27 protein-coding genes and 1 riboswitch are annotated in these 24,792 nt (G+C 71.6%); of the genes, 9 read left to right on the top strand and 18 right to left on the bottom strand.

Translation table 11 applies throughout. From position 1 onward, the window contains the following. Positions 1-31 precede the first annotated feature (31 nt). The 6 genes from ACFQ6S_RS36950 to ACFQ6S_RS36925 form a co-directional block, all read right to left on the bottom strand. Complete coding sequence (locus ACFQ6S_RS36950; RefSeq protein WP_383419452.1) at positions 32-1,045, bottom strand: hemolysin family protein; 1,014 nt, start codon at positions 1,043-1,045, stop codon at positions 32-34. Next, the gene (locus ACFQ6S_RS36945; RefSeq protein ID WP_383419450.1) at positions 1,042-2,382 is read right to left on the bottom strand and encodes a hemolysin family protein; all 1,341 of its coding nucleotides are present in this window, start codon (positions 2,380-2,382) and stop codon (positions 1,042-1,044) included. Before ACFQ6S_RS36945 ends, ACFQ6S_RS36950 begins: the two co-directional genes overlap by 4 nt. Before the next feature lie 153 nt (positions 2,383-2,535). Then, the gene (locus tag ACFQ6S_RS36940; RefSeq protein ID WP_383419448.1) at positions 2,536-2,961 is read right to left on the bottom strand and encodes a GNAT family N-acetyltransferase; all 426 of its coding nucleotides are present in this window, start codon (positions 2,959-2,961) and stop codon (positions 2,536-2,538) included. Positions 2,962-3,017: 56 nt separating this feature from the next. After that, complete coding sequence (locus ACFQ6S_RS36935; protein WP_383419446.1) at positions 3,018-3,923, bottom strand: LLM class F420-dependent oxidoreductase; 906 nt, start codon at positions 3,921-3,923, stop codon at positions 3,018-3,020. Between the two features lie 46 nt (positions 3,924-3,969). Next, entirely contained in the window at positions 3,970-6,543 is a 2,574-nt protein-coding gene (locus tag ACFQ6S_RS36930; protein ID WP_383419444.1) for an ABC transporter permease, read from the bottom strand. 5 nt (positions 6,544-6,548) lie between these two features. Further along, on the bottom strand, positions 6,549-7,349 hold the full coding sequence (locus ACFQ6S_RS36925; protein ID WP_383419442.1) for an ABC transporter ATP-binding protein: 801 nt from the start codon (positions 7,347-7,349) through the stop codon (positions 6,549-6,551). Between the two features lie 192 nt (positions 7,350-7,541). On the opposite strand from ACFQ6S_RS36925, the gene ACFQ6S_RS36920 reads away from it, so the two are divergent. Beyond that, on the top strand, positions 7,542-7,781 hold the full coding sequence (locus tag ACFQ6S_RS36920; RefSeq protein ID WP_383419440.1) for a toxin-antitoxin system HicB family antitoxin: 240 nt from the start codon (positions 7,542-7,544) through the stop codon (positions 7,779-7,781). A gap of 4 nt (positions 7,782-7,785) precedes the next feature. Beyond that, complete coding sequence (locus ACFQ6S_RS36915) at positions 7,786-8,160, top strand: fic family toxin-antitoxin system, toxin component (protein ID WP_383419734.1); 375 nt, start codon at positions 7,786-7,788, stop codon at positions 8,158-8,160. A gap of 43 nt (positions 8,161-8,203) precedes the next feature. Here ACFQ6S_RS36915 and ACFQ6S_RS36910 read toward each other — a convergent pair whose 3' ends face one another. Beyond that, on the bottom strand, positions 8,204-8,914 hold the full coding sequence (locus ACFQ6S_RS36910) for a class I SAM-dependent methyltransferase (protein ID WP_383419438.1): 711 nt from the start codon (positions 8,912-8,914) through the stop codon (positions 8,204-8,206). A gap of 97 nt (positions 8,915-9,011) precedes the next feature. After that, positions 9,012-9,698: an esterase/lipase family protein gene (locus tag ACFQ6S_RS36905; RefSeq protein WP_383419436.1), complete on the bottom strand. Its 687-nt coding sequence runs from the start codon at positions 9,696-9,698 to the stop codon at positions 9,012-9,014. Positions 9,699-9,813: 115 nt separating this feature from the next. Between ACFQ6S_RS36905 and ACFQ6S_RS36900 the strand changes: the two genes are divergently transcribed. Next, entirely contained in the window at positions 9,814-12,111 is a 2,298-nt protein-coding gene (locus ACFQ6S_RS36900) for a LuxR C-terminal-related transcriptional regulator (RefSeq protein ID WP_383419434.1), read from the top strand. Positions 12,112-12,150: 39 nt separating this feature from the next. On the opposite strand, the gene bioD is transcribed toward ACFQ6S_RS36900, so the two are convergent. Genes bioD through bioB form a run of 3 tightly spaced genes read right to left on the bottom strand, consistent with a single transcriptional unit; the run spans position 12,151 to position 15,362 of the window. After that, a complete protein-coding gene (bioD, locus tag ACFQ6S_RS36895; RefSeq protein WP_383419432.1) occupies positions 12,151-12,867 on the bottom strand; it encodes a dethiobiotin synthase in 717 nt (238 codons plus the stop codon). 1 nt (position 12,868) lies between these two features. Continuing rightward, positions 12,869-14,149 carry an adenosylmethionine--8-amino-7-oxononanoate transaminase gene (locus tag ACFQ6S_RS36890; protein WP_383419430.1) on the bottom strand — a complete coding sequence of 427 codons (1,281 nt, stop codon included), beginning with the start codon at positions 14,147-14,149 and terminating at the stop codon, positions 12,869-12,871. Further along, complete coding sequence (gene bioB, locus ACFQ6S_RS36885) at positions 14,142-15,362, bottom strand: biotin synthase BioB (protein WP_383419428.1); 1,221 nt, start codon at positions 15,360-15,362, stop codon at positions 14,142-14,144. Before bioB ends, ACFQ6S_RS36890 begins: the two co-directional genes overlap by 8 nt. 146 nt (positions 15,363-15,508) lie before the next feature. On the opposite strand from bioB, the gene ACFQ6S_RS36880 reads away from it, so the two are divergent. Further along, the gene (locus ACFQ6S_RS36880; protein ID WP_383419426.1) at positions 15,509-16,636 is read left to right on the top strand and encodes an 8-amino-7-oxononanoate synthase; all 1,128 of its coding nucleotides are present in this window, start codon (positions 15,509-15,511) and stop codon (positions 16,634-16,636) included. A gap of 71 nt (positions 16,637-16,707) precedes the next feature. On the opposite strand, the gene ACFQ6S_RS36875 is transcribed toward ACFQ6S_RS36880, so the two are convergent. Beyond that, positions 16,708-16,935: a DUF397 domain-containing protein gene (locus tag ACFQ6S_RS36875; RefSeq protein WP_383419425.1), complete on the bottom strand. Its 228-nt coding sequence runs from the start codon at positions 16,933-16,935 to the stop codon at positions 16,708-16,710. Between the two features lie 9 nt (positions 16,936-16,944). Then, on the bottom strand, positions 16,945-17,814 hold the full coding sequence (locus tag ACFQ6S_RS36870) for a helix-turn-helix domain-containing protein (RefSeq protein WP_383419424.1): 870 nt from the start codon (positions 17,812-17,814) through the stop codon (positions 16,945-16,947). 213 nt (positions 17,815-18,027) lie between these two features. Between ACFQ6S_RS36870 and ACFQ6S_RS36865 the strand changes: the two genes are divergently transcribed. Further along, complete coding sequence (locus ACFQ6S_RS36865; RefSeq protein WP_383419423.1) at positions 18,028-18,486, top strand: ATP-binding protein; 459 nt, start codon at positions 18,028-18,030, stop codon at positions 18,484-18,486. Between the two features lie 4 nt (positions 18,487-18,490). On the opposite strand, the gene ACFQ6S_RS36860 is transcribed toward ACFQ6S_RS36865, so the two are convergent. Beyond that, a complete protein-coding gene (locus tag ACFQ6S_RS36860) occupies positions 18,491-19,417 on the bottom strand; it encodes a LysR family transcriptional regulator (protein ID WP_383419421.1) in 927 nt (308 codons plus the stop codon). A gap of 91 nt (positions 19,418-19,508) precedes the next feature. Between ACFQ6S_RS36860 and ACFQ6S_RS36855 the strand changes: the two genes are divergently transcribed. Beyond that, the gene (locus ACFQ6S_RS36855) at positions 19,509-20,123 is read left to right on the top strand and encodes a LysE family translocator (protein WP_383419419.1); all 615 of its coding nucleotides are present in this window, start codon (positions 19,509-19,511) and stop codon (positions 20,121-20,123) included. A gap of 52 nt (positions 20,124-20,175) precedes the next feature. On the opposite strand, the gene ACFQ6S_RS36850 is transcribed toward ACFQ6S_RS36855, so the two are convergent. From ACFQ6S_RS36850 to ACFQ6S_RS36840, 3 genes are all read right to left on the bottom strand, one after another. Then, a complete protein-coding gene (locus ACFQ6S_RS36850) occupies positions 20,176-20,649 on the bottom strand; it encodes a C40 family peptidase (protein WP_383419418.1) in 474 nt (157 codons plus the stop codon). 3 nt (positions 20,650-20,652) lie between these two features. Further along, a riboswitch (cyclic di-AMP (ydaO/yuaA leader) is annotated at positions 20,653-20,862 on the bottom strand. Positions 20,863-21,203: 341 nt separating this feature from the next. After that, on the bottom strand, positions 21,204-21,512 hold the full coding sequence (locus ACFQ6S_RS36845) for a hypothetical protein (RefSeq protein WP_383419417.1): 309 nt from the start codon (positions 21,510-21,512) through the stop codon (positions 21,204-21,206). A gap of 7 nt (positions 21,513-21,519) precedes the next feature. Next, positions 21,520-22,155, bottom strand: coding sequence for an ATP-dependent Clp protease proteolytic subunit (locus tag ACFQ6S_RS36840; RefSeq protein ID WP_383419415.1), 636 nt, complete (start codon positions 22,153-22,155; stop codon positions 21,520-21,522). A 68-nt stretch (positions 22,156-22,223) separates the two neighbouring features. On the opposite strand from ACFQ6S_RS36840, the gene ACFQ6S_RS36835 reads away from it, so the two are divergent. Continuing rightward, a complete protein-coding gene (locus tag ACFQ6S_RS36835; RefSeq protein WP_383419413.1) occupies positions 22,224-22,502 on the top strand; it encodes a type II toxin-antitoxin system Phd/YefM family antitoxin in 279 nt (92 codons plus the stop codon). 88 nt (positions 22,503-22,590) lie between these two features. Here ACFQ6S_RS36835 and ACFQ6S_RS36830 read toward each other — a convergent pair whose 3' ends face one another. Then, entirely contained in the window at positions 22,591-23,607 is a 1,017-nt protein-coding gene (locus tag ACFQ6S_RS36830) for an ABC transporter permease (RefSeq protein ID WP_383419411.1), read from the bottom strand. A 114-nt stretch (positions 23,608-23,721) separates the two neighbouring features. On the opposite strand from ACFQ6S_RS36830, the gene ACFQ6S_RS36825 reads away from it, so the two are divergent. Both ACFQ6S_RS36825 and ACFQ6S_RS36820 read left to right on the top strand, forming a co-directional pair. Then, positions 23,722-24,369: a TetR/AcrR family transcriptional regulator gene (locus ACFQ6S_RS36825; RefSeq protein ID WP_383419409.1), complete on the top strand. Its 648-nt coding sequence runs from the start codon at positions 23,722-23,724 to the stop codon at positions 24,367-24,369. Between the two features lie 112 nt (positions 24,370-24,481). Next, complete coding sequence (locus ACFQ6S_RS36820; RefSeq protein WP_354729446.1) at positions 24,482-24,784, top strand: urease subunit gamma; 303 nt, start codon at positions 24,482-24,484, stop codon at positions 24,782-24,784. Positions 24,785-24,792 lie beyond the last annotated feature (8 nt).

Genomic DNA, 24,792 nt, shown 5'->3' with positions numbered 1-24,792 from the left:
TCGGCCCGGGGGTACCTTCTCGGCCCGGCCGTCAGGTCCGCTGCCCGAACAGTTCCCGCAGCACGTCCTCCATGGTCACCAGGCCGGCCAGCCGCCCGTCGCTGCCCAGCGCGGCAGCGAGATGCGTACGGCTGCCCCGCATCGCCGTGAGCACGTCGTCCAGCGGTGTGCTCTCCCGGACGCGCGCGATGGGCCGCATGTCCGTGACCTCGAACGGGATGTCCGGCGCAGAGGCGTCCAGCGCGTCCTTCACATGCAGATAGCCGACGATGTGACGGCCCTCGTCGACGACCGGGAAGCGGGAGAAGCCCGACTCGGCCGACAGCCGCTCCAGCTCCTCCGGTGTGACGCCCACGCGGGCGTAGACGACGCGCTCCAGCGGAAGCACCACGTCACGCACGGGTCGGCGCCCCAGTTCCAGGGCGTCGTGCAGCCGCTCCCGCGCACGCTCGTCGATGAGACCGGCCTCGCCGGAGTCCCGCACCAGCCTGGCCAGTTCGGCGTCCGAGAAGGTCGCGGTGACCTCGTCCTTGGTCTCGACGCGCAGCAGCTTCAGCAGGGTGTTGGCGAAGGCGTTGATCGTGAAGATCACCGGCCGCAGTGCCCGGGACAGCGTGACCAGCGGCGGACCGAGCACCAGGGCACTGCGCACCGGCTCGGCCAGCGCGATGTTCTTCGGCACCATCTCGCCGAGCAGCATGTGCAGATAGGTGGCCAGCGCCAGCGCGATCACGAACGAGACCGCGCGCCCGGCGCCCTCCGGCACACCCACCGCGTGGAACACCGGCTCCAGCAGATGCTCGATGGCCGGCTCGGCGACCACACCGAGCACCAGCGTGCACAGCGTGATCCCGAGCTGTGCGGCCGCCATCAGCGCGGACACGTGCTGCAAGCCCCACAGCACGCTCTTGGCGCGCCGGTCGCCCTCGTCGGCGTACGGCTCGATCTGGGAGCGGCGCACGGAGATCAGCGCGAACTCGGCGCCCACGAAGAAGGCGTTGACGACCAGCGTCAGAAAGCCGATGAACAGCTGTACGGCGGTCATCGCCCGTCCTCCTTCTCGTGCTCCGGCGCGTCGTCGAGGGGTGAGTGCAGCAGCACCCGCGCGGCTCTGCGCCCCGAGGCGTCCACCACGTCGAGCCGCCAGCCGGCGACCTCGACGCGGTCACCGACGGAGGGAATGCGGCCGAGCTGTGCGGCGACGAGCCCGGCCAGGGTCTCGTACGGCCCTTCCGGCACCCTCAGGCCGACGCGCGCGAGGTGGTCCACCCGCGCCGAACCGTCGGCCGAGTACAGCGCCCGGCCCTCGTCGTCGCTGCCCGCGGGGGCGATGTCGGGCGTCTCGTGCGGGTCATGCTCGTCGCGTACCTCGCCGACGACCTCCTCGACGATGTCCTCCAGCGTGGCCACGCCCGCCGTACCGCCGTACTCGTCGATGATCACGGCCATGGTGCGCTTGCCGGACAGCCGGTCGAGGAGCCGGTCGACGGTGAGCGTCTCGGGGACCAGGAGCGGCTCGCGCATCAGCTCCGAGACGGGGACGCGGGGCCGCCGCTCGGCGGGCACCGCGAGGACGTCCTTGATGTGCGCGGTGCCGACGACCGCGTCGAGGCTGCCGCGGTAGACGGGGAACCGGGACAGGCCGGTCGCGCGGGTGGCGTTCGCCACGTCCGCGCAGGTCGCCTGGGCATCGAGGGCGACGACCTGGACCCGCGGGGTCATCACGTTCTCGGCGGTGAGGTCGGCCAGGTTCAGGGTGCGGACGAACAGCTCGGCGGTGTCCGCCTCCAGGGCGCCCTCCCGGGCGGAGTGCCGGGCGAGGGCGGCCAGCTCCTGGGGGCCGCGCGCGGCGGCGAGCTCCTCGGTCGGCTCCACACCGAAGCGGCGCACGATGCGGTTCGCCGTGTTGTTGAGATGGGTGATGAAGGGGCGGAAGACCGCGCTGAACCAGCGTTGCGCGTTCCCGACCCGCTTGGCCACGGCCAGGGGCGAGGAGATCGCCCAGTTCTTGGGAACCAGCTCGCCGACGACCATCAGCACGAAGGTCGACAGCGCGGTGCCGATCACCAGCGCGATCGAGCTCGCCGTCGAGCGGGAGACGCCGATCGACTCCAGCGGGCCCGCGAGGAGCGTGGCGATGGAGGGCTCGGCGAGCATGCCGACGACCAGGTTGGTGACAGTGATGCCGAGCTGAGCGCCGGAGAGCTGGAACGTCAGACTCCGTACGGCCTTGAGGGCGCCGGAGGCACCCCGCTCGCCGCGCTCCACGGCCCGCTCCAGCTCGCTGCGCTCGACCGTGGTCAGCGAGAACTCGGCCGCGACGAAGGCACCGCAGGCGAGCGACAGCAGGATCGCCACCAGCAGGAGGATCACTTCGGTCATCGGGTCACCTCCGTCCCATGGTCGGACAGGGTGGGGAGGTTCGCGCGATGTCTGGTACTGGGAGGCTCGCCCATGGGCGGACGCTCACACCTTTCACTGGAGGACCGAAGTGGTCCCCCAATCGTAAAGGATCGGCAAAGCGGTTCGGTCGGTTCAGTCCGTGAGGGGCTTCACCCATCGCCGCCAGTGTTCCTCGGGCGTGTACCCGGCCGCGCGCCAGGCATGATGCGCGGTCTCGTTGCGCCGGAGCACCATCGCGTCGCCCCGGCGCCCGCCGAGCGTGACGAACCTCTCCTCGGCGGCGACCAGGAGCGCCGAGCCGATGCCCAGGCGGCGGCGCTGCGGGTGCACGGCCAGCCGGTACAGATGACACCGCCAGCCGTCGAAGCCCGCGATCACCGTGCCCACCAGCTCGCCGTCCAGCTCGGCCAGGATCAGCGCCTCGGGGTCACGGGCGACCAGCCGCTCCACGCCGTCCCGGTCGTCGCTGATGCTGGTGCCTTCGGCGGCCGTCTTCCAGAAGGCCAGGACGGCGTCGAGGTCGTCGGCCGTCGCGGCCCGTATCCGCAGATCAGTCATGCCGTGATCCCATCACGGACGGCGGAACGGGACGCCGAATTCCGCCATCCGGACGGCTACTTGCCGCGCAACTCCTCGATCACCGGCGCGAACGCCTCCATGTACGGCTCCAGGACGGTCAGATACGAGAACCCGTACCGCTCGCGCTGGGCCAGCACCTGCGCCGTGATCTGCTCCAGGGTGCCGATCAGGAGGATGGGCAGGGCCAGCGCCTGCTCCCGGGTCAGCTCCGGCACGCGGTCGAGGAGGGGCTGGACCACGGCCTCGCGGTCGTCCGTCACGGTCACCATCTGGAGGAGCAGATTGAGCTCCGCCGGTTCGGCGCGGCCCGCCGCGAACTCGCGGTACCGGGCCACCCGCTCGTCGAGCCGCTCGGCCGTGACGGGGATCAGCCGCCCGGTCGAGCTCTCCGGGTCCGGGTAGGCGCCCCCGAACGCCGCGATGTCGGCGTGCTCGGCGGTCAGGCGCAGGACCCGGTCGCCGTTGCCGCCGACCAGCAGCGGCACCCGCGGCTTCTGCACCGGCTGCGGCTGATACGACTCGGACCCCAGCAGCCGCCCGAGCTCCTCGACCGTGTGCCGCAGATGGTCCACGCGCTCGCCGGGAGTGCCGAAGGGCAGCCCCGCCGAGTCGTGCTCCGCCTGTACGTAGCCCGCGCCCAGCCCGAGTTCGAGGCGTCCGCCCGTCAGCGCGTCGGTGGTCGCCACCTCCCGGGCGAGCAGCGCCGGGTTCCACAGGCCCGCGTTGAGCACGAACGTGCCCAGGCGGGGCCGCTCGGTCGCCTCGGCCGCCGCGACCAGGGCCGGGAACGGAGCGGGCATGCCCAGGTGGTCGGGGACCAGGATGACGTCGTAGCCGAGCTCCTCGGCCCGGAGGCACTTGGCCCGCCAGTCGTCGGCCGGGGCGGAGGTCAGCAGATTGACGCCGAAGCGGAACGGACACGGGCTCACCGGGTGCGACATGAACTCTCCTCGCCTGCACGGGACTTGAGTGCCTGCCGCGATTCCATCACTCGTGCGCGATGGCCGCCAGCACATTCATGCGCGATGCACGCAACGCCGGCAGCAGCGCCGCCACGACACCCACGACCGCAGAGCCGATCACCACCGCCACGATCGTGCCCCAGGGAATCGCCAGCGCCGTCATGCCCTGCAGCGCGAGCACCTGCTGGGTGCACACACCCCACACCAGCCCCAGCGCCAGGCCCAGGACGGCACCGAACACGGCGATCACCACCGACTCCAGCCGGATCATCCGGCGCAGCTGCCGCCGCGCCAGCCCGATGGCCCGCAGCAGCCCGATCTCCCGCGTACGCTCCACTACCGACAGCGCGAGGGTGTTGACCACGCCGAGCACCGCGATGATGATCGCGAGCCCGAGCAGCGCGTACACGAGGTAGAGCAGTACGGCGATCTGGTCGTGCACCAGGTCCTTGTAGTCGGCGATGTCGCGGACCTGTACCTGCGGATACGGGTCGAGCGTCTTCTCCAGCCCGGCCCGCAGGTCGTCCGCGCTCGTGCCGGAGGCGGCATTGACGTACACGGCCGCGTCCTGCCCGCCCGGCGCGTACTTCTCCAGGGTGGCGAGGCCGAAGTAGATGCCGCCCTGGGCGCCGAATCCGTCGGCGGACTCCTGGTCGGTGAGTGCGCCCACCGTCAGCTCGGCCCGCCGGCCGCCCTGGAACTCGACGGGGACGGTGCTGCCGACGCGTACGCCGTGGTCCTCGGCGAAGTCCTTGTCCATGGCGAGGCGGCCGTCCGCCAGCGCGGCCCTGCTGTCGCCCTGGGCGTAGGTGATGTTGGCGACCTGGTCGAGCTCGGGCTCGTAGCCCGCCGCGGTCGTCTTCACACGGTCGCCGTCCGGGAGCCGTACCGCGATCGTCGTGAACTGCGAGCGTACGACGAGCCCCGCGCCCTCGGTGTCGCGGATCCGTTCGGTGATCTCTCGTGGGAAGGGGACGAAGTTGCCGTTCTGCACCACGAAGTCGGCGCCCAGCGTCTTGTCGATCTGCTGGTCGAAGGACTTGGTCATCGAGGCGCTGGCCACCGACATCCCGCCGACCAGCGCGAGGCCCACCATCAGCGCGGCCGCGGTGGCTCCGGTGCGGCGCGGATTGCGCAGGGCGTTGCGCTGGCTCATCCGGCCGATCGAGCCGAACAGCGCCGGGAAGGCCCCGCCGAGCACCCGGATCACCGGGCGTACCAGCAGCGGTCCCGCGATCACGGTCGCGATGAGGGTCAGCAGTACGCCGAGGCCCAGCAGGGACGCCGCCGAGGAGGTCTTCGACGCCACCGCACAGCCCACGAGCGCCGCCGCACCGGCCGCCCCGACCACCGAGCCCACCACGGCGCGCATCCGCAGCGGCCGCCCGATCTCGGCGATCTCGGCGTCCGCGAGGGCCGCCATCGGTGAGACGCCCGCCGCCCGCCTGGCCGGGAGGTACGCCGCGACGAAGGTGACGCCCAGACCGACGACGTAAGCGGTCACCGGCGTGCCCCAGCCGACGACCATCTCGTCCGTCCTGATGTTCATGCCCAGCAGACCCATCAGCTCGATGAGTCCGACGGCCAGCCCGATCCCGGCCGCGAGGCCCGCCGTCGAGCCGACCAGGCCGAGCAGCAGCGCCTCGGTGAGCACCGAGCGCCGCACCTGGCGCCGGTCCGCGCCGAGCGCCCGCAGCAGGCCCAGCTCGCGGGTGCGCTGGGCGATCAGCATCGAGAAGGTGTTGACGATCAGGAACACACCGACGAGGACCGCGACCCCGGCGAAGCCGAGCATCACGTACTTGATGATGTCGAGGAATCCGCCCAGCTGTTCGACGTCCGACTCGGCCTGCTCGTCCGCGGTGCGCAGCTCGTAGGTGTCGCTGTCGCCGCCGAGCGCGTCGGCCACGCGCTGCTTGAGCACCGGGTCGCTCACGCCCTCGGCCGCGTCCAGGGAGATGCTGGTGGCGCCCTTCGGCTGGCCGAGCAGCTTCGTCTGTGCGGTCGGGGTGTCGAAGAAGACCAGTGCGGCGCCGGGGTTGGTGGTGGTGAAGGTGACGATGCCGACGACCTCGACCCGGAAGGAACCCTCCTGGCCGATCACGGTGAGGCGGTCGCCGATCCGGACGTCCTTGTCGTCGGCGGTGTCCGCGTCGATCATGGCCTGGCCGCCGCCTTCCGGGGCGTGGCCGGAGGTGAGCTCCACGGGGCTGCGCTCGGTCGGGTTCCAGGCGGTGCCGATCGTGGGGGCACCCGTGGTCGGGCCCACCGACTCGCGGTCCTTGCCGACGACCGTGATGCCCTCCACGTCCACGTCCGCGCGGGCCGCCGCGACGCCGTCGACCCGGGCCAGCCGGTCGGCGAGCGAGGCCGGCAGGGTCAGGGTCTGTCCCGACGGGATCGTCTCGTCGAGGGTCTCCTTGGGGGTGACGGTGACGTCGGCGGCCGTCGACGCGAAGAGCCGGTCGAAGGTGCGGCTGACGGTGTCCGAGAAGATCAGGCTGCCCGCGACGAACGCCACGGAGAGGATCACCGCCAGGGCGGACAGCAGCAGCCGCCCCTTGTGGGCGAGAAAGCTGCGCAGCGTCGCCTTCAGCACGTCGGTCAGCTCTCCTCGGACGACCCGACCGGGCCGCCCCCGGCAAAGAGGCGCAGCCGTTCCAGCACGGCCTCAGCGGTCGGCCGTTCCATCTCGTCCACGATCCGCCCGTCGCCCAGGAAGAGCACCAGGTCGGAGTGGGCGGCCGCGCCCGGGTCGTGGGTGACCATGACCACGGTCTGCCCCAGCTGGTCGACGGCCTCGCGCAGGAAGCCGAGCACCTCCAGGCCCGCCCGGGAGTCGAGGTTGCCGGTCGGTTCGTCCGCGAAGATCAGCTCCGGCCGGGAGGCCAGCGCACGGGCGCAGGCGACGCGCTGCTGCTGGCCGCCGGACAGCTGCGACGGCCGGTGCTTGAGCCGGTCCCGCAGCCCCAGCGTGTCGATGACCTGGTCCAGCCACTTCTCGTCGGGCTTCTTGCCGGCGATGTCCATGGGCAGGGTGATGTTCTCGGCCGCGTTCAGGGTCGGGATGAGGTTGAACGACTGGAACATGAAGCCGATCCGGTCCCGCCGCAGCCGGGTCAGCTCGCGGTCCTTCAGGCCGGTGATCTCGGTGTCGCCCAGCCACACCTGTCCCGCCGAGACGTTGTCGAGGCCGGCCAGGCAGTGCATCAGGGTGGACTTCCCCGAGCCCGACGGTCCCATGACCGCCGTGAAGCGGCCGCGCGCGATGTCCACGTCCACCGAGTCGAGGGCCAGCACCGTCGTCTCTCCCGAGCCGTAGGCCTTGGTCAGCCCTCTGGCGCGGGCCGCGATCCCGTCCCCCGAGGCCGGTCCCGGGACGTACTGGGCAGCTGCTGCGGACAAGACCGCCTCCTCACGGACGTGACGACTCTCGTCCCCGCCGAGAGTAATGTGATCCACCGCACAGCTGTATCCCCCCAAGGTCCCGGTCGGTCTCCATCCCAGGTCGGGCCCCCGATATCGATGTAAGGGGCATCCTCGGCGCCTGGGGCGGCACCCTTGCCGGTGCTAGCACTCCCGCGCTAGCTTTGAGGTATGGCGAAGACCCAGCTGAACGTGAGAGTGGACGAGGGCACGGCCCGAGCCGCCCGTGAGCGCGCCCTGGCCCGAGGCATGAGCGTCAACCGCTACATCGAGGAACTGGTCCAACAGGACACCGGCGAGGTCGGCCATACGTTCGTGGAGGCCGCGGCCGATTTCATGAAGCAGTACGAGTCGGTGTTCGTCGAGGAGTTCGGCGCCGACCGTGAGGGCACGCGCGAAGGTCGCCACTGATCCGTTGAGCTATCTGAACATCGACCTCGCCTGGCTGCTGATGCTCGCCGAGAAGAGGACGCCGGGGGACCCCCAGGTCACCGACTGGGGAGCCCTCGTCGCCGCCGTCGCACGCCACGAAGCCGAGATATTCGACGTCCCCGTCTACGACAGCCCGCAGGCCCGAGCCGCCGCCCTGCTCCAACTGCTCGTCCACGTCCCCGCGTTGGAGCGCTCCAACGCCCTGTTCGCCTCCGCGGTCGCCTACGCCTACCTCGTCGCCAGTGGCCTGAAGGTCGTCACCTCGCCCGAGCAGGTGCGTGACCTGGCCCGGCTGGTCAAGAGCGGCGAGGCCACGGTGTCCGACATCGCGCGGGAACTGCGGCAGTGGAGCCTGTGAGCGCGGGCCGGTGCCGGTGACCACTCGCCGGCCGGCGCCGTGACTACTCGCCGGCCGGTGCCGGTGGCCGCTCGCTGACCGGTGGCCGCCACGCCGTACCCAGCACGCAGTACGACGAGGGCAGCACCGGACCGTTCTCCGGCATCATCACCCGCCGGACGGGGCCGAGCTCGAAGCCCGCCGCGCGCAGCGACCCGAGCGGGTCCCGGGAGACATGGCAGCCGCCGCTCACCAGCGGCCACACCGTGCGGTCCAGCGCGCGCTGAGTGAGGAGCATGGCCTGCCCGCCGCCCCGGCCGTGCTCGAAGAACCGCACGACCCCGCCGGGCCGCAGCACCCGCCGTACCTCGGCGAGCGCCCGGGGCACGTCCCGCACGCTGCACATCACCAGCGACAGCACCACCGCGTCGAAGGCCTCGCTCTTGACCGGCAGCGCCTCCGCCGCACCCGGCACCACGTCCACGGGCACCTCGGCGCGCCGCGCGGACTCCACCGCCAACTGCCGCAGCAGGCGCTCCGGTTCGATGGCGACGATCTCCGAGACCGCGCTCGGATAGTGGGCGAAGTTCAGGCCGTTGCCGGCGCCGATCTCGATCACCCGGCCGGACAGCCCGGCCAGCAGCCGGTCACGGACGCCGGCCATGCCCATCTTGGTCTCGGCGTTGACGCTGATCCGTGCGTAGAAACGGGCGAACAGCGGGTGGTGCACGGCATCCCGTGACACCTTGCCGGAGTCGGCGGACCGCAGGGCCATGGGGACCTCCCGGGCAGGACAGGACTCACCCTGATTGTCCCCCTCGGGGCGCCGAAGCACCCCCGCTGTCGCTGTGCCGGTCGTTTTCCGGCCCGGATCAGCCGATGAAGTCCCGGACCTGCTGGTACACGCCGTGATCGTTGTTCATGTCGGTGTGCGAGACACAGCCGACCTCGACGTTCGTCGCGCCGCTCAGGATGGCCGTGGTGTCGGGCGTGAGCGCGTCGTCGCAGTTCGACCAGTAGCTGGCGTACGACACGCTGCCCGGGGTCTCGTCGCCGGAGTTCAGGGTGGACAGGAACGAGCTGCCCGTGTTCATCTCCGCGTAGGAGGTGTACAGCCACGCGCACCACGAGGCGGTGGAGGTGCCGTGATTGACGCCGGCCGTCGAGACGAAGTCGTCCACGTACGCGGTCCCGCCGAGGTTCTTGAGGTAGTAGCGGGAGTTGAGCGCGCCCATGGAGTGGACGACCAAGTCGACCTTGGATGCGCCGGTCCGGGCGAGCACGTTTCTGATCTCGGTCGCGAGCTGCTGGGCGGTCGTGGCGTTCGACCGGGTCCAGTCGTACGACCAGGCGTCCAGTTCCGCGGAGCTGTAGCCGTCGGCCTCGAAGTAGCCGATCCAGTCGTCCCAGCTGCTCGCCGAGCTGCTGAGGCCGTGCACGAAGACGACGGGGTCGTGGCTCGCGGCGTGCGCGGGTGTGGGGGAGAGGGACAGTGACAGAAGGAGCGAGGTCGCCACCGCCGAGACGGCCGTGGCGATGCGACGCGAGGGGCGCTGCATGATGCCTCCTGAAACGTGTGGGGTTGTCAGGAGTGTCGAGCCGGGTCTACGCGCGCCGCATCGGTGAAATCGCCGGTCTTTACGATTCAAATAACCCGCCAGTAACGTCATTTGTGTGGTGACTCCGGTGAACCCCCCACCTCTTGACCGCACTTCGCCACCGCCGCCCCAGGACGCGTGGTCCCAGCTGGCCTCCACCCTTCCCGAAGGCGTCCGCGTACGGGTGCTGCGTGCCGTGTACGGCGATCCGCGCGCCGCCGCCGACCTGGTCCCGCACCTCACCGACCGCCAGGCGTCGGGCGCCGACCCCCTCCCCATCCAGCCGGCCGAGCTGGCCCCGGCCCTGCTGCGCGAACGCCGGGCGGAGATACGGGCGTTGCCGGACGACACCCGCCTGCTTCTGCTCCTTGCCGCGGCCGACCAGTACCCGGTCCCCACCGGCGCCTTCCTGCGCGCCGTCATGGCCGCCCGTCTCGACACCCGGTCCCTGGACGCAGCAGAGGCGGCCGGGGTCGCGCATGCCGGGGCGGGCGGGGTCGTGTTCCGCGACGCGTGGACGCGGATCGCCGCCTATGAGACCGGATCACCGGCCGACCGCCGCGACGTCCACCGTCTGCTGGCCCGGGTGCTGAGCGGCAAGGGCGAGACGCCGTGGCGCTCCTGGCACCGGGGCGCGGGGGCGGTCGGCCCCAGCGGGCGGCTGGCCGCGGAACTCGGCGCCGCCGCGGGGAAGGCGGCCGGCGCGGGACGGCTGTCGGTGGCACGGGCTCTGGCGGAACGGGCCGCCCTGCTGTGCCCCGACCCGTCCGGGCGGGCGCGCCTGGTGATCCGTGCCGCTGCGTACGCCTGGCGGTCGGGTGAGGGGGATCGGGCGCGGAGGCTGGCGGAGGATGTGGCCGACGACGCGTTGAGCGGGGTGCTGGCCCTGCGGGCCGGGAACGCCACGGAGGCGTTCGACGCGTTGGTGACGGCGACGGTGCGGACAGTGGCGGCCGGTGCGGGTGCCCGTGCCGAGGGCGCGAACACTGACACAGACGTGGATACGGATACGGATACGCGAGCCTCGCGCCCGTCATGGTCTGCGTCCGTCACCTCCGACGTGGCCACCCACCTCCTCGCCCGCGCCACCGAAGCCGCCGTCTACACGGGAGACGTCCGCCGCCTGCGTGAAGCCGCTCGGGTCGCCGACCGGCTGGGAGTGGCTCAGCCCGGCACCTTGAGCGGGCTCGTGGCCGCCTTCGACGGACGGTACGAGGACGCGCGCGAACTGCTGAAGGCGGCCGCCGGGCGATGCGGTCCCGGCGGCGATCCCACCGTCCTGATCCACGCCGCCATCGCCGCCCTGCTCCTCGGCGATCACACCCTCGCGGCCACGGCCACCGTCCGCGCGGCGGCATCCGCACGGGCGCGGGGCACCCCGGTGAGCGTGCCGCAGGCGATGGAGTTCCGCGCGTACGCCGACTTCTGGACAGGACGTCCCCGGGCCGGGGAGGCGGCCGCGATGGACGCGCTGTGGCAGGCCCATGCCACGGGCCAGGACAACGGCGCCTGCCATCTGCAAGCAGCCCTCGCCATGTTCGCGGCGCTCACGGCGGACGCCGATGTCTGCCGCGAACGCGCCGCGACCGCACGGTCGTACGCCCTGGCCCACGGCCTGGGTCTGCCCGCCGCCCTCGCCCAGTGGGCGCTCGCCTTCCTCGACCTGGTCTGCGGCCGTTTCGCCGACGCGGCGGCCCGGCTGCGCGCGCTCGCCGGATTCGGCCCCGGCCACGGCCACCGGGCCATTCGCCATCTGGCCACCCCGCACTACGTGGAGGCCGCCGTCCGCACCGGTGACACCAGGGTCGCCCGCGTGGCGCACGCCGACTACGACCGCTGGGCGGCTGCCGTGCGCAGCCCCGACGACCTGGCCCTCAGCGCCCGCTGCCGTGCCCTGCTCGCCCCCGGCGCGGAGGCCGTGGAGCACTACCGCACCGCTCTCGACCTGCACTCCCACGGCACCCGCGACTTCGAACGCGCCCGCACGGAGCTGCTGTTCGGCAGCGCCCTGCGCCGACTGCGCCGCCGTACGGAGGCACGCGACCGTCTGCACAGCGCCCTGGAGGCCTTCGACTCGTTCGGCGCCCCGCACTGCGCGGCCCAGGCCCGCACCGAGCTGCGCGCTCTCGGTGCACCCGCCTCACCGGCCCCCGACGCGGCGGAGCACCCCACGAGCCGCCTCACGGCCCAGCAGCTCCTGGTCGCCCGCATGGCCGCCGACGGTGCCACCAACCGTGAGATCGCCGTCCGCCTGGCCCTCAGCCCGCGCACCATCGACCACCACCTGCGAGGCGTCTTCACCCGCCTGGGGATCCGCTCCCGCATCGAACTGGTGCGGCTCCTCGCCGAAGGCGACGGGGGCGCGGCCGGATAGACCTCGTGCAGCCCTGCCTGGTCCCGTCCCACGCCCTGATCAGGGCGCCACCCGCCCCCGGAACCCCTCCGCGTCCCACGCCCCGAACAGCCTCGGCGCAAGCCAACCCGGCGCCGCGGCACGGAAGCCGGCCGGCGCCAGCGCCCCGGCCCCCGCCGGAACCGCACCGAGCAGCGGTGCCCCGGCGACCTCCGGCAGGTCCGCCACATTGCAGCGCGACGCCAGATCCGGTGCCTCGGGCCAGCTGCCGATCACCACGCCCAGCAGGTCCAGCCGCCGACCGCGCAGTTCACGCGCCGTCAGCTCCGTCGTGTTCAGCGTGCCGAGACCCGCCGTCGCCACCACCAGAACGGGCGCCGCCATCAGCTCGGCCGCGTCCGCCAGCGTGCCGCCCGTCTCGTCGAAACGGACGAGCAGACCGCCCGCCCCCTCCACGAGCACCAGGTCGTGCTCGGTGGCCAGCTTGGCGGCGGCGTCGGCGATCTCGTGCGGACGGACCGGCGCCAGACCGGCCCGCCGCGCCGCCGTCGCCGGGGCCAACGGGTCGGGATAGCGGGCGAGTTCGGCCGTCGTCACCGCGCCCGCGAGCCGCGCGACCTCCTGCGCGTCCCCGCTCTCGTCCGGCCGTACGCCCGTCTGCGCGGCCTTCAGCACGGCCACCGACCGGCCCGCCGCCACCGCCGTCGCGGCGACCGCGGCGGTCGTGACCGTCTTGCCGACCTCCGTGCCCGTGCCCGTGATCACCAGTACCGGCATCTCAGCCCTCCCGCGCCGCCGCGCACACCGCGCGGGCGATCCGTGCCACGTCCGCGTCGCCCGTGATGTACGGCGGCATCGTGTAGATGAGGTCGCGGAACGGCCGCAGCCACACGCCCTCGCGTACGGCGGCCGCGGTCGCCGCCCGCATGTCCACGGGGTGGTCCAGCTGGACCACCCCGATCGCGCCGAGGACCCGTACGTCGCGCACGCCTGGAAGGTCCGACGCCGGGGCAAGCCCGTCCCGCAACCCTGCCTCGATCCGCTTGACCTCGGCCAACCAGTCCTGACCCAGCAGCAGCTCGATCGAGGCGCAGGCGACGGCGGCCGCCAGCGGGTTGCCCATGAAGGTCGGGCCGTGGGCGAGCACCGGCACCTCGCCCTGCGAGATGCCGTCGGCCACCCGAGCGGTGCACAAGGTCGCGGCCATCGTCAGATAGCCGCCGGTCAGCGCCTTGCCCACGCACATCACATCCGGCGTCACCGCGGCGTGCTCCGCGGCGAACAGCGCGCCCGTGCGTCCGAACCCGGTCGCGATCTCGTCGAACACCAGCAGCACGTCGTGCGCGTCGCAGGCCTCGCGCAGCACCCTCAGATACGCGGGGGAGTGGAACCGCATCCCGCCCGCGCCCTGCACCACCGGCTCGACGATCACCGCCGCCAGTTCGTGCGCGTGCCGCTCGATCAGGGACCGCAGCCCCTCGGCGTACGACTCCTCGTACTCGGCCGGCGGCGGGTCCGCGAACACCTGGCGCTGGAGCACCCCGGTCCACAGCCCGTGCATCCCGCCCTCGGGATCGCACACCGACATCGGCTGCCAGGTGTCGCCGTGGTAGCCGCCGCGCCAGGTCAGCAGCCGCTGCTTCTCGGGGCGGCCCAGCGAACGCCAGTGCTGGAGGCACATCTTGACCGCGACCTCGACCGACACCGACCCGGAGTCGGCGAGGAACACATGCTCCAGACCGTCGGGCGACAAGTCGACAAGGAGCTTCGCCAGCCGTACGGCGGGTTCGTGCGTGAGCCCGCCGAACATCACATGGCTCATCCGCGCCAGCTGCTCGCGCGCTGCCTCGTTGAGCACCGGGTGGTTGTAGCCGTGGATGGCCGACCACCAGGACGACATACCGTCGACCAGCTCGCCGGACCCGTCCGCGAGCCGCAGCCGTACCCCGCTCGCCGACTCCACCACGAGCGGCTCCGCCAGGCCCGGCATGGGCCCGTACGGATGCCACACGTGCCGCCGGTCGAGCTCCAGCAGCTCGGGCACGCTCAGGTCAGGCATTGGGCGCGAGGTCCGTTCCGGCGCCCCGGCGGCGTACGGCGACCAGGTCGGTGCGCGGCTCGCCGGCCGGCGCGGCGGGGTCGGCCGTACCGCACACACCGCCACCCTCGTGCGACCCGCACCCGGCGCTCTCGTGCGATCCGCACCCCGCACCTTCGTGCGATCCGCAACCCGCGCTCTCGTGCGACCCGCACCCGCCCCCGGCCGTCGCCCGGTGCTCCGGCAGCGTCACCTGGTCGGTGCCCTCCACCTCGAACCCGGCGTCCGCGATCATCTCCAGGTCGGCCTTGCCCGCCTGGCCCTCGGTGGTCAGGTAGTCGCCGAGGAAGATCGAGTTGGCCAGGTTCAGGGCGAGGGGCTGCATCGTGCGCAGATGGACCTCGCGGCCACCGGCGATCCGGACCTCGACGTCGGGGCAGACGAACCGCACCATCGCCAGGATGCGCAGGCACCGCTGCGGGGTGAGGTTCCACTCCTTGGCGAGCGGGGTGCCCTCGACCGGGATCAGGAAGTTGACCGGAACCGAGTCCGGGTCGAGCTCGCGCAGCGAGTAGACGACGTCGACCAGGTCCTCGTCGCTCTCGCCCATGCCCGCGATCAGACCCGAGCAGGCCGAGAGGCCCGCCGCGTGCGCCTTGTTCACGGTGTCGACGCGGTCGGCGTAGGTGTGCGTGGTCGTGATGTCCGCGTAGGTGCTCTCGGAGGTGTTGAGGTTGTGGTTGTAGGCGTCCGCGCCCGCCTCGCGCAGCCGCTCGGCCTGGCCGTCGGAGAGGAGGCCGAGGCAGGCGCACACCTCGACGCCCTCGTTCTCGTCCTTGATCGCCTTGATGGTCTTGGAGACCCGGTCCACGTCACGGTCGGTCGGGCCGCGCCCGGACGCCACCAGGCAGACCCGCTTGGCGCCTCCCGCCAAACCGGCGGCCGCGGCCTGGGAGGCCTCGTCCGGCTTGAGCCAGGTGTATTTGAGGATGCCGGTGGTCGAGCCGAGCCGCTGGGAACAGTAGTTGCAGTCCTCCGGACACAGGCCCGACTTGAGGTTGACGAGATAGTTGAGTTTCACCCGTCGGCCGAACCACTGCCGGCGCACCTTCCCGGCCGCGGCCACCACATCGAGCAGGTCGTCGTCGGAAGTGGCGAGGACGGCCAAGGCTTCCTCGCGGGTCGGCAGCTCGCGCCGAAGCCCCTTGTCCACCAGCGTGTTCAGCAGGTCCATGGAAGCTGATCCTGACGTACGGAGGGGCTCGGAGCCAAGGAGAGTTCGCACAACCCTGTCCATTGGATGTGTGGGTATTGCCACACCGTGGGGGTCCGCCGCTGCGGCTAGTGTCTGTCCACTGCCTACAAAAGCCCGGAGGAGTCATGGCGTTCGGCTGGATCGACGAGCAGGCGGAGCTGCGCCGCCGCGCCGGACTCGTACGGACCCTGCGCCCCCGCCCCGCCGAATCGCCGCTTCTCGACCTCGCGAGCAACGACTACCTGGGCCTGGCCCGCCACCCCGAGGTCACCGATGGTGCCGCGCGGGCCGCGCGGGCGTGGGGCGGCGGCGCGACCGGCTCCCGCCTGGTCACCGGCACCACCGAGCTCCACACCGCGCTGGAACGCGAGCTCGCCGACTTCTGCGGCTTCGAGGCGGCCCTGGTCTTCTCGTCCGGCTACGCGGCCAACCTCGCCGCGGTCACCGCGCTGGCGCCGCACGGGTCGCTGATCGTCTCCGACGCCGGAAACCATGCGTCGCTGATCGACGGCTGCCGACTGGCCCGGGGCACCACCCAGGTCGTCCCGCACTCCGATCCGGAGTCGGTGCGCAAGGCGCTGCACACGCACGCGGGCACGGCGGTCGTCGTGTCCGACACGGTCTTCTCCGTCGACGGCGACGCGGCCCCGCTGGCCGAGTACGCCGAGGCGTGCCGGGAGCGCGGCGCGGGGCTGGTCGTCGACGACGCCCACGGCCTCGGCGTGCTCGGCGACGGCGGCCGCGGCGCCCCGCACGCGGCCGGGCTCGCGGGCGCCGACGACGTCGTCGTGACGGTCACGCTGTCCAAGTCGCTCGGCAGCCAGGGCGGCGCCGTCCTCGGCCCCGCCCGGGTGATCGAGCACCTGGTCAATTCGGCCCGGACCTTCATCTTCGACACGGGACTCGCCCCGGCGGCGGCGGGCGCGGCCTTGGCGGCGCTGGGTCTGCTGCGCCGCGAGCCGGAGCGGGCGGCGCGGGCGCGTGAGGTGGCACGCGAACTCCACGCACGTCTGACCGCCGAGGGTCTGGAAGCGGTACGTCCGGACGCGGCGGTCGTCTCCGTGCGCGCGCCCTCCCCGGAGGGGGCCGTGCAGTGGGCGGCCGACTGCCGGGCGGCAGGCCTCGCCGTGGGCTGTTTCCGTCCTCCTTCCGTCCCCGACGGCATCTCACGGCTGAGGCTGACCGCCCGCGCGGACCTCTCCGAGGAGCAGATCGAACGCGCTGTACGAGTGATCGGCGAGACACGACCATGAGTCGGCGTGACACGGCCCTGCTCTCGCGTCCGGCGAAACCGATCAGAATCGATCAGGGGTGATCGGGACCGTCAGGGTTGGAAAGCGGTCGTGAAGCCCGCCCAGCTCTCGGGGGAGAAGAGCAGCGCGGGTCCCGCAGGGTCCTTGGAGTCGCGCACGGCGAGCAGTCCGGTCCAGGGACCGAAGCGCGGCCGCGCCGTCTCGACGCAGTTGTTCGCGCCCGTGCTGTAGCTGCTGCGCAGCCATCGCACACCGGGCAGTTCTGCACTTGAGGGCATGTTCCGAGGCAATGCGGTCATGGTGCCTCCTTACGCGCCGCCACCTAGCGCGGCGATGTAATCCATCGATTCCTCGGGCGAAAGGGCGTGGATCCGAAGGGCGTTGAAGGCCTCCGTGTAGGCCTGGAGGTCTTCTTTCCGTTCGAGATAGAGGCTACTCGTCAAGTGGTCGAGAACAACCACATCCAGATCAGAAGTGCTCGAAAATGAGAAGATAACGAAAGGTCCGGTGATGCCAATATGCTCACCTGCCTTGAACGGCAGGACCTGGAGCCTGACTTGGGGCAGCCGCGCCGCCTCCACCAGCCGGCTCAGCTGCCGCGCCATCACCTCGGGCCCGCCGATCTCCCGGCGCAGCACCGCCTCGTCGAGCACCGCGCTCAGCCTCAGCGGAGGATCCGCGCGCAGCACGTCCTGCCTGGCCAGCCGCACCGCGACCAGTGCGTCGAGGCGGTCGTCGGTGTCCGGGCCGAGCCCGCCGACCGCGGCCCGGGTCACCGCACGGGCGTACTCGGGCGTCTGCAACAGCCCCGGCACCACCGACGTCTCCAGCGTGCGCATCGCGCTCGCCTGGGACTCCAGGCTGATGAAGTCCCGGTACGTCGGCGGCAGCACTCCGCGGTACTCGTGCCACCAGTGATGCCGGCCGTCCCCGTCGTCGGACCCCGCCAACACCAACAGCAACTCGCGCAGTTGGGCGTCCTGTACGTCGTAGACGTCGAGCAGTAACCGCACATCGGCCGGTTTCACCCCGCTGGCGCCGGTCTCGATCCGGCTCACCTTGGACTGGTGCCAGCCCACCAGCCGGGCCGCCTCACCACTGGTGAGCGCCGCCCCGGTGCGCAACGCACGCAGTTCTGCGCCCAGTTTTCGGCGGCGCACCGCGGGACCGTGCTGCATGGGCAACTCCTTACTCCAACCGGGCCGCCCAAATACGGTCTGCCGTCGCAGAGTTCACCGCTTCGAGCGACAGATATATGCACATCTTGGTGGATCGCCACCCGTGACGGGCGCGGTAATGGCAGTCTGGCGACGAAGCACCAGTCCGGGACCGTACTCGAACCATCCGCTCCGTGTCGGACTCCGGTCCCGTGGGAAAGGGACGACGTCGCCATGGCAGATCACCTGGAAGCATCCGTCACTCTGCCGAGCGATGCCGCCTCGGTGCGCGCGGCCCGGGCCTATGTGCTCACCACCCTCGCGGAGTGGGGGCTGCCACCGGACACGGAAGTGGCCGACACCATCCGCCTGATCGTCTCCGAACTCACCACCAACGCCGTACAGCACACCCTCGGACAGTCACCCACCTTCACGGTGGACCTCGTACTCGACCGTGACGAACACCTGCGCATCGGCGTCACCGACAGCCATCCGCGCTTCCCCAAGCGACTACCGGCCGCCGTGCAGCAGGACAACGGACGCGGCATGGTGATCATCCGCTGGCTGACCGCGGAGTGCGGCGGCAAACTGAGAGTGCGCCCGACCCGCGAGGGCGGCAAGACCGTCTCCATCGAACTTCCCTGGACGGTGCCCGCCGCACCGGTCGGCGCCGCGGGACCGCAGGAACCGTAGCCCCTCAGGCCTGCGGCAGCTGCCCGGAGGACCGGCCGAACGTGCCGCGCAGCAGGGCCCGGAAGGCGTCCGCGGCAGGCGCCGCCTCCTCGCTCCGGAAGGCGACCGAGACCGTACGGCGCAACCGCCCGCCTTCCAGCGCGCGCACCCCGACCGGAGTGACCGACGTGCGCGCCACCATCTCCGGCACCACCGCGACCCCGAGTCCCGCACTGGCCAGCGCGCACACCAGCAGATACCCCGGCGTCGGGACCAGAACCGACTGCGTGGCCCCCGCCCCCGCCAGCGCCGCCTCCACGCCGCGCCGGGCGGGAGCGTCCGGCGCCATGCTGATCAGCGGCTGCCCGGCGAGCTCGGCCAGCGGAAGCCGTGCCGCCCCACTGGTGAGGACATGGCCCGGAGCGGACACCAGGACCAGTTCCTCGACCAGGATCGGCTCGATGCCCACGGACGCGGGCAGCGGCATCGGTTCCCCGGGCTCGTAGGCGTGGGTGAGCGCCAGGTCGACCTCGCCCGCCGCCACCGCGGCGACACCGGCCGAGGGCTCGTAGTCGGCGACCGTCAGCTCCACGTCCGGATGCGCCCGGCGAAAGGCGCTGAGCGCAGGGGGCAGCAGATGGATGCCCGCGGTCTGGAAGGTCGCCAGCCGCAGGGTGCCGCCCGTCAGCCCGGTCAGCCGGGCCAGTTCGTGCCGGGCCCGATCTAGCTCGTCCAGTACACGCCGGGCCCGGATCACCAGCAGCTCGCCGGCACCCGTCAGCCGCGCGCCCCGGTGGTGCCGTACCAGGAGAGCGCAGCCCGTCTCGCGCTCCAGCTTGGCCAGCTGCTGGGAGAGCGCCGGCGTGGTGTAGCCGAGCCGCTCCGCCGCCCGGGTGATCGAACCGGCCTCCGCGACCGCCACCAGGGCGGCCAGCCGGGTCGGGTCGTACATGCGGGCCCCGCTCTGTCTTAACCAATGCTTTAGGGCTTCCCAGGATATTCGAAATACCTGCTGAAGGCTTCCGCGCGGCAGGCTGGACGCCATGGACGCTCAGCTCATCGCCTTCACCGGGGTCTCCGCCGGCCTGGTCGCCATGCCCGGGGCCGACTTCACCGTGGTCGTACGCAACGCCCTCGTCTCCCGCCGGGCCGGCATCGCCTGCGCGCTCGGGATCGGGGCCGGGCTGCTGATCCATGTGACGCTGGCGGTGGTGGGAGTCGCCGCGGTGCTGGCCGCCGTACCGGCGCTGTTCCGCGCGCTCCAAGTGGTCGGCGGCGGCTATGTGTTGTACCTGGGCGTCCAGACACTGCGCCACCGGCACACCCAAGCGGTGGACGAGCGCGAGGACTCCACCGCGCGGCCCCTGCGGCAGGGCTTCGTCACCAACGCCCTCAACCCGAAGGCGTCCCTGACCTTTCTCAGCGTGCTGCCGCAGTTCGTGCCCGCGGGCTCTCCGGCGCTGCCCAGGACGCTGTTGCTCGCCCTGATCGTGCTGGCCATCGCGCTGGTGTGGTTCCAGGTCGTCGCCCTGCTGGTGGACCGGCTCGGCAGGTGGCTGCGCCGGCCGCGGGCCGCCCGGACGGTCACGCTCGTCACCGGCATCGCACTGACCGCCTTCGGCGTGGCGCTCCTCGCCGCGCCGCTGTCGGCCCGCTGAGGCCCGGGACCGGTGACGGCGTGTCAGGCCGCCGCCACCGCCCCCGGGAAGGTCACTTGACCCGGCCGTACCAGACGCTCCTGGTCCAGATCTTCTGGAGCTTCACGACGTCCCCGCTTTTGGGGGAGTGCCAGATCTTTCCCTTCCCGGCGTAGATGCCGACGTGGTAGACGTACGACCCCGAGTGGAAGAACACCAGGTCCCCGGCCTTGCGGTTCTTGCCGGAGATGTGGCGCGTCTTGTTGTACTGCTGGGCTGCCGTACGGGGCAGTTTCTTGCCCGCCTTCTTGTACGAGTACAGCGTGAGCCCCGAGCAGTCGAACCGGTTCGGCCCGGTGGCGCCCCACCTGTACGGGGAGCCCTTCTTGGAGGCCGCGACCTTGAGTGCCTTCGACGCCGGCGTGGCGGCCTGCGCCTCGGAGGCGAAGCCGGGCGCCACGATCGAGCCGCCCACTGCGGCAATGGTCAGGGCCGACGCCGTACCGGCGCGGACCATGAGCGACGGGACACGATTGAGCGCAGTCATGCGCAACCCTTCGTCAGCCGCCTGTGAAGGATGACCTGTCGGATTCGGGCTGGCGAAGTTGCCCGGCCGCTTGTCGCGGCTTCACCCCAAGGGTTGCTCGGCTCGAACGAACGTCCGCTCCGGCGACCCGTCTTGCTTGGGTCCTCCACTCCTGCCGATCCACTCCTGTCGACCGGTCATCCGGGCGGCGGCAGGACTCGGCGTCCGCCCGGACCGCCCCGCCGCTGTGGCGGGGGCTTGTCGTCAGTCAGGGATCTTGACGCACGGATGAACGAAATACCCAACGGAATCGAGGATTTGTGGGGTTACTCACCACTCACCCGTTCGGGTGGGTACTCACCCGTTCGCGCGGGTGTCCAGAGGCCCGAGGAGTCCCGGACCAGGGATGGAACGACTAATTCCGCCTTGGGGTCGTGCCCGTTGCGCAACCCTGACGGCCGCGCAAAAGGAGAGTCGTCTACACCGAATGGGGGTACGCCATTTGGTCCGTTTCAGCCCCGCTCCGGACGCCTCGTCAGTGGGTCGGGGCGTCCGGAATCCGGCTGTACGCGTCGTCAACTGTCGGAGCGCGGCGGAACCGTGACGCGAGCCGTGCGGCGCTCTCCGTCCAGCACGCGCAACGCACGCGCCAGCGTGGGCGCGTGCAGCTCCGTCTCGCCGCGCCGGTGCATCAGCGCCAGCGCGTCCCGCAGCTCGGCCGCCTTGCTCACGAGCGCCTGGGCGGCACGCAGTCCGCGGTAGGTGTCGCCGTCCTGTGCCGGGTTGATCCGGCCGAGCAGGTCCACCACATCGAGGTAACGGTCGATCAACTCGCCCTCCGCGCGGGTCAGCGCGGGCAGCGGAGGCAGCTCGGGTGGCAGCACCGGTCGATCACCGCCCCGTGGGCGGCGCGAGCGTGGACCTGCGGTTGGGGATGATGCGGTCGACCAGCCCGTACTCCAGGGCCTCTTCGGCGGTCAGGATCTTGTCCCGCTCGATGTCCTCGGCCACTTGTGCGCGGCTGCGCCCGGTGTGCTCGGCGAGCATCTCCTCCAGCCGGGCCCGAACGCGCGTCAGTTCCCCGGCCTGGATCGCCAGATCGCTGGCCTGGCCTTCGACCGGCTCGGGAAGCGCGGGCTGATGGATCACCACCCGTGCCCCCGGCAGCGCGAACCGCTTGCCCGGCGTGCCCGCGGCCAGCAGGACGGCGGCGGCCGAGCCCGCCTGCCCCAGGCAGATCGTCTCCAGGTCGCAGGCGACGAACCGCATGGTGTCGTAGATCGCCGACATGGCGCTGAACGAGCCGCCGGGCGAATTGATGTATAGCGAGATGTCCTGGTCGGGGTCCTTGTGCTCCAGGTACATGAACTGCGCCATCACGTCGTTCGCCGAGGTGTCGTCGACCGGTGTGCCGAGAAAGACGATCCGCTCCTCCAGCAGCTTCGAGTACGGATCCTGCGTCCTGAGGCCTGAACTCGTGCGTTCGGTGAACTCGGGCAGTACATGGCGGGCGGACGGTCGGGTCATGGCTCACGCTCCCTTGCCGGGGTGCCTGTAAAAAATGTACAGGACGTACATGACGTAATGTGGGGAGCATGGCCTACGAGATTCCGGTGACGCAAGCCAGGGCTGAGCTCGCCGACCTCATCAACCGAGTGGTGTACGGCGGTGAACGCGTCGTCGTGACGCGGCACGGAAAGCCCCTGGTCGCCCTTGTCTCCGCCGCTGACCTGGAGCGACTCGACGCCCTCGATGCCCCTGCCGAGGAGCAGGTGATCAGCGCGGTCTCCCGTGTCCGCGAGGTCGCTTCCGCTTCCCGCGAACGTCAGCGCTTCGGCATCGCCGCGGAGCACCGCGGGCCGAACCCCTCCTAGGACCGGCCGGCACCGCCTCGGACACGACAAGACCGTGCACCCCCGTCCGCTACAGCGGGGGTGCACGGTCGGTTCGGTGCGGCCGGGGTCAGCCGACGGGGGCCAGCTCCCGTTCCGGCGCGGGGTCGGTGCTCGTCCTGCGTGTCTTGAGTGCGGTGCCCAGCAGCACGGCACCCAGTCCCAGCGCGGCCCACCAGGTCAGCGTCAGGGCCGGGCCGGTCGCCGCCGCGCCGTCGAAGAAGGACACCGAGCGCAACAGCGTCGTGCCCGCGCCCGGCGGCAGCCACTGACCGATCACACCGGCCGGCTCGGGCAGCATCTGCGGCGCCGAGGCGGCACCGGAGAAGGGGTTGCCGAACAGCATCACCGTGCCGGCCATGATCCCGACACCGGCCGTGCCGACAAGGGCGGCGAGGCCCGCCACTCCGGCGCTCACGGCCAGCGTCGCCAGGGCCAGCACCCCCGCCTCCGCCCACCAGTCGCCGCTGAGCACACCCAGCCAGCTGTGCGCGATCGTCGCCGCGACCATGCCGATCAGCGCGGCGGCACCGACCAGGGCGCTCACGGCCCGGATGCCGCGCAGCCCGAGCAGGGTCACCGCGGCGCCCGCCGCCATGCCGGCCAGGGCGAGCGGCAGGACGCTCGCGTTCAGGGCCGCGCCGCGCGGGTCGTTCTCGGGCGCGGGCACCACGTCGACGGTCTTGACCTGGGTGCCCTCGGCGGCAGCCTGCTGGGTCACCGCCTGCTGGAGCAGCTGGGCGACGACCGGGCTCGCCGCCGAGGCGGTCAGCAGCTCCGGGCCCTCGGGGGTCACCACGACGGCGCCGTATACGGTCCGGTCCTCGACGGCCTCCCGGGCGGCGGCCTCGTCGGCGTAGCGATGGATGTCGAACGCGCCCTCGTGCCGCCCGAGTTGCCGCTCCACCTGGGCCGTCGCGGCGGCCGGTCCGGCCACGCCGAGCGGCAGGTCGCGCGGGGCCGTGCGGGCGGCGGGCCAGGCGAACGCCCACAGGGCGAGGGCGGCGAGGACCGGGACGAGCACGACGACCGCGATCAGGCGCCGGGATGCGGCGTGCCGGGGCGGTGTGGCGGACGGGGTGGACATGGGGTCTCCCTGGAGCGTGAACCAAAAAGAAGGATCGTTCGTTTTAGCTGTTCCATCACCGTGCTGCGAATGCCGGTCCTTGTCAAGAAGGAATGTTCGTTTTACTTTGTGACCATGGCCCGTGTATCCCAGGAACACCTCGACGCCCGCCGCCGGCAGATCCTCGACGGCGCCGCGATCTGCTTCGCCCGCAACGGCTTCCACGCGACGTCCATGCAGGACGTGCTGAAGGAGGTCGACCTCTCGGCGGGTGCGGTGTACCGCTACTTCAGCGGCAAGGAGGAGCTGATCGGCGCGATCGTCGCCGAGGTGCTGGGATCGGTCCACGCCGCTTTCGAGGAGGCGGCACGGCAGAGCCCGCCCCCGCCGCCGGACGAACTCGTCGCCTCCGTCCTCGGCAGGACACTCGCCGCCCGCGAGTCCCTGGTCGTCGACGGCCGGCCCGCGTTTCCGCGGCTCGTCATCCAGGTGTGGACGGAGACACTGCGCAACGAGGACCTGGCGGCCATCCTCCGGGAGGGCTACCTCTCGGTGCGCGGGGCCTGGGGGCAGATCGTCGAGGGCTACCAGAAGGCCGGGATGATGCGGGCAGATGTGGCGCCCGACCATGTGGCGCGCACGATGATCGCCGCCGTGCTCGGCTTCATCGCCCAGCAGTCCCTCTTCGGGCCCGCCCCGGTCGAGGTCCTGCGGGACGGTCTGAGGGCGCTGACGAGCATGCGGGACGACGGTGCCGTAACCGATGGATCACAGCTTGGTTAACTTGCCCGAAACGCGGTCCAACTAGCCTGCCGATCCACGCCATCAGGGACTTTGCCCCGTGGCCGCGGCAACCGGACCCGCACGGTCCGGAGCGAGGACTGTGAGGTGGGACGTGCAACTGACCCCGCACGAGCAAGAGCGACTGCTCATCCATGTGGCGGCCGACGTCGCCGAGAAGCGCCGGGCCCGCGGGCTGAAGCTCAACCACCCCGAGGCGGTCGCCCTCATCACGTCGCACCTCCTCGAGGGCGCCCGGGACGGCCGTACGGTCGCCGAGCTCATGTCCTCCGGACGCAAGCTGCTCACCCGCGACGACGTCATGGAGGGCATCCCCGAGATGATCCACGACGTCCAGGTCGAGGCGACCTTCCCGGACGGCACCAAGCTCGTCACCGTCCACGACCCGATCGTGTGAGGGGGGCT

The organism is Streptomyces sp. NPDC056479 (assembly GCF_042795335.1).
Taxonomy (GTDB): Bacteria; Actinomycetota; Actinomycetes; order Streptomycetales; family Streptomycetaceae; genus Streptomyces.
The sequence above is the reverse complement of the archived record's forward strand: the minus strand, read 5'-3'. Positions and strand labels throughout refer to the sequence as shown.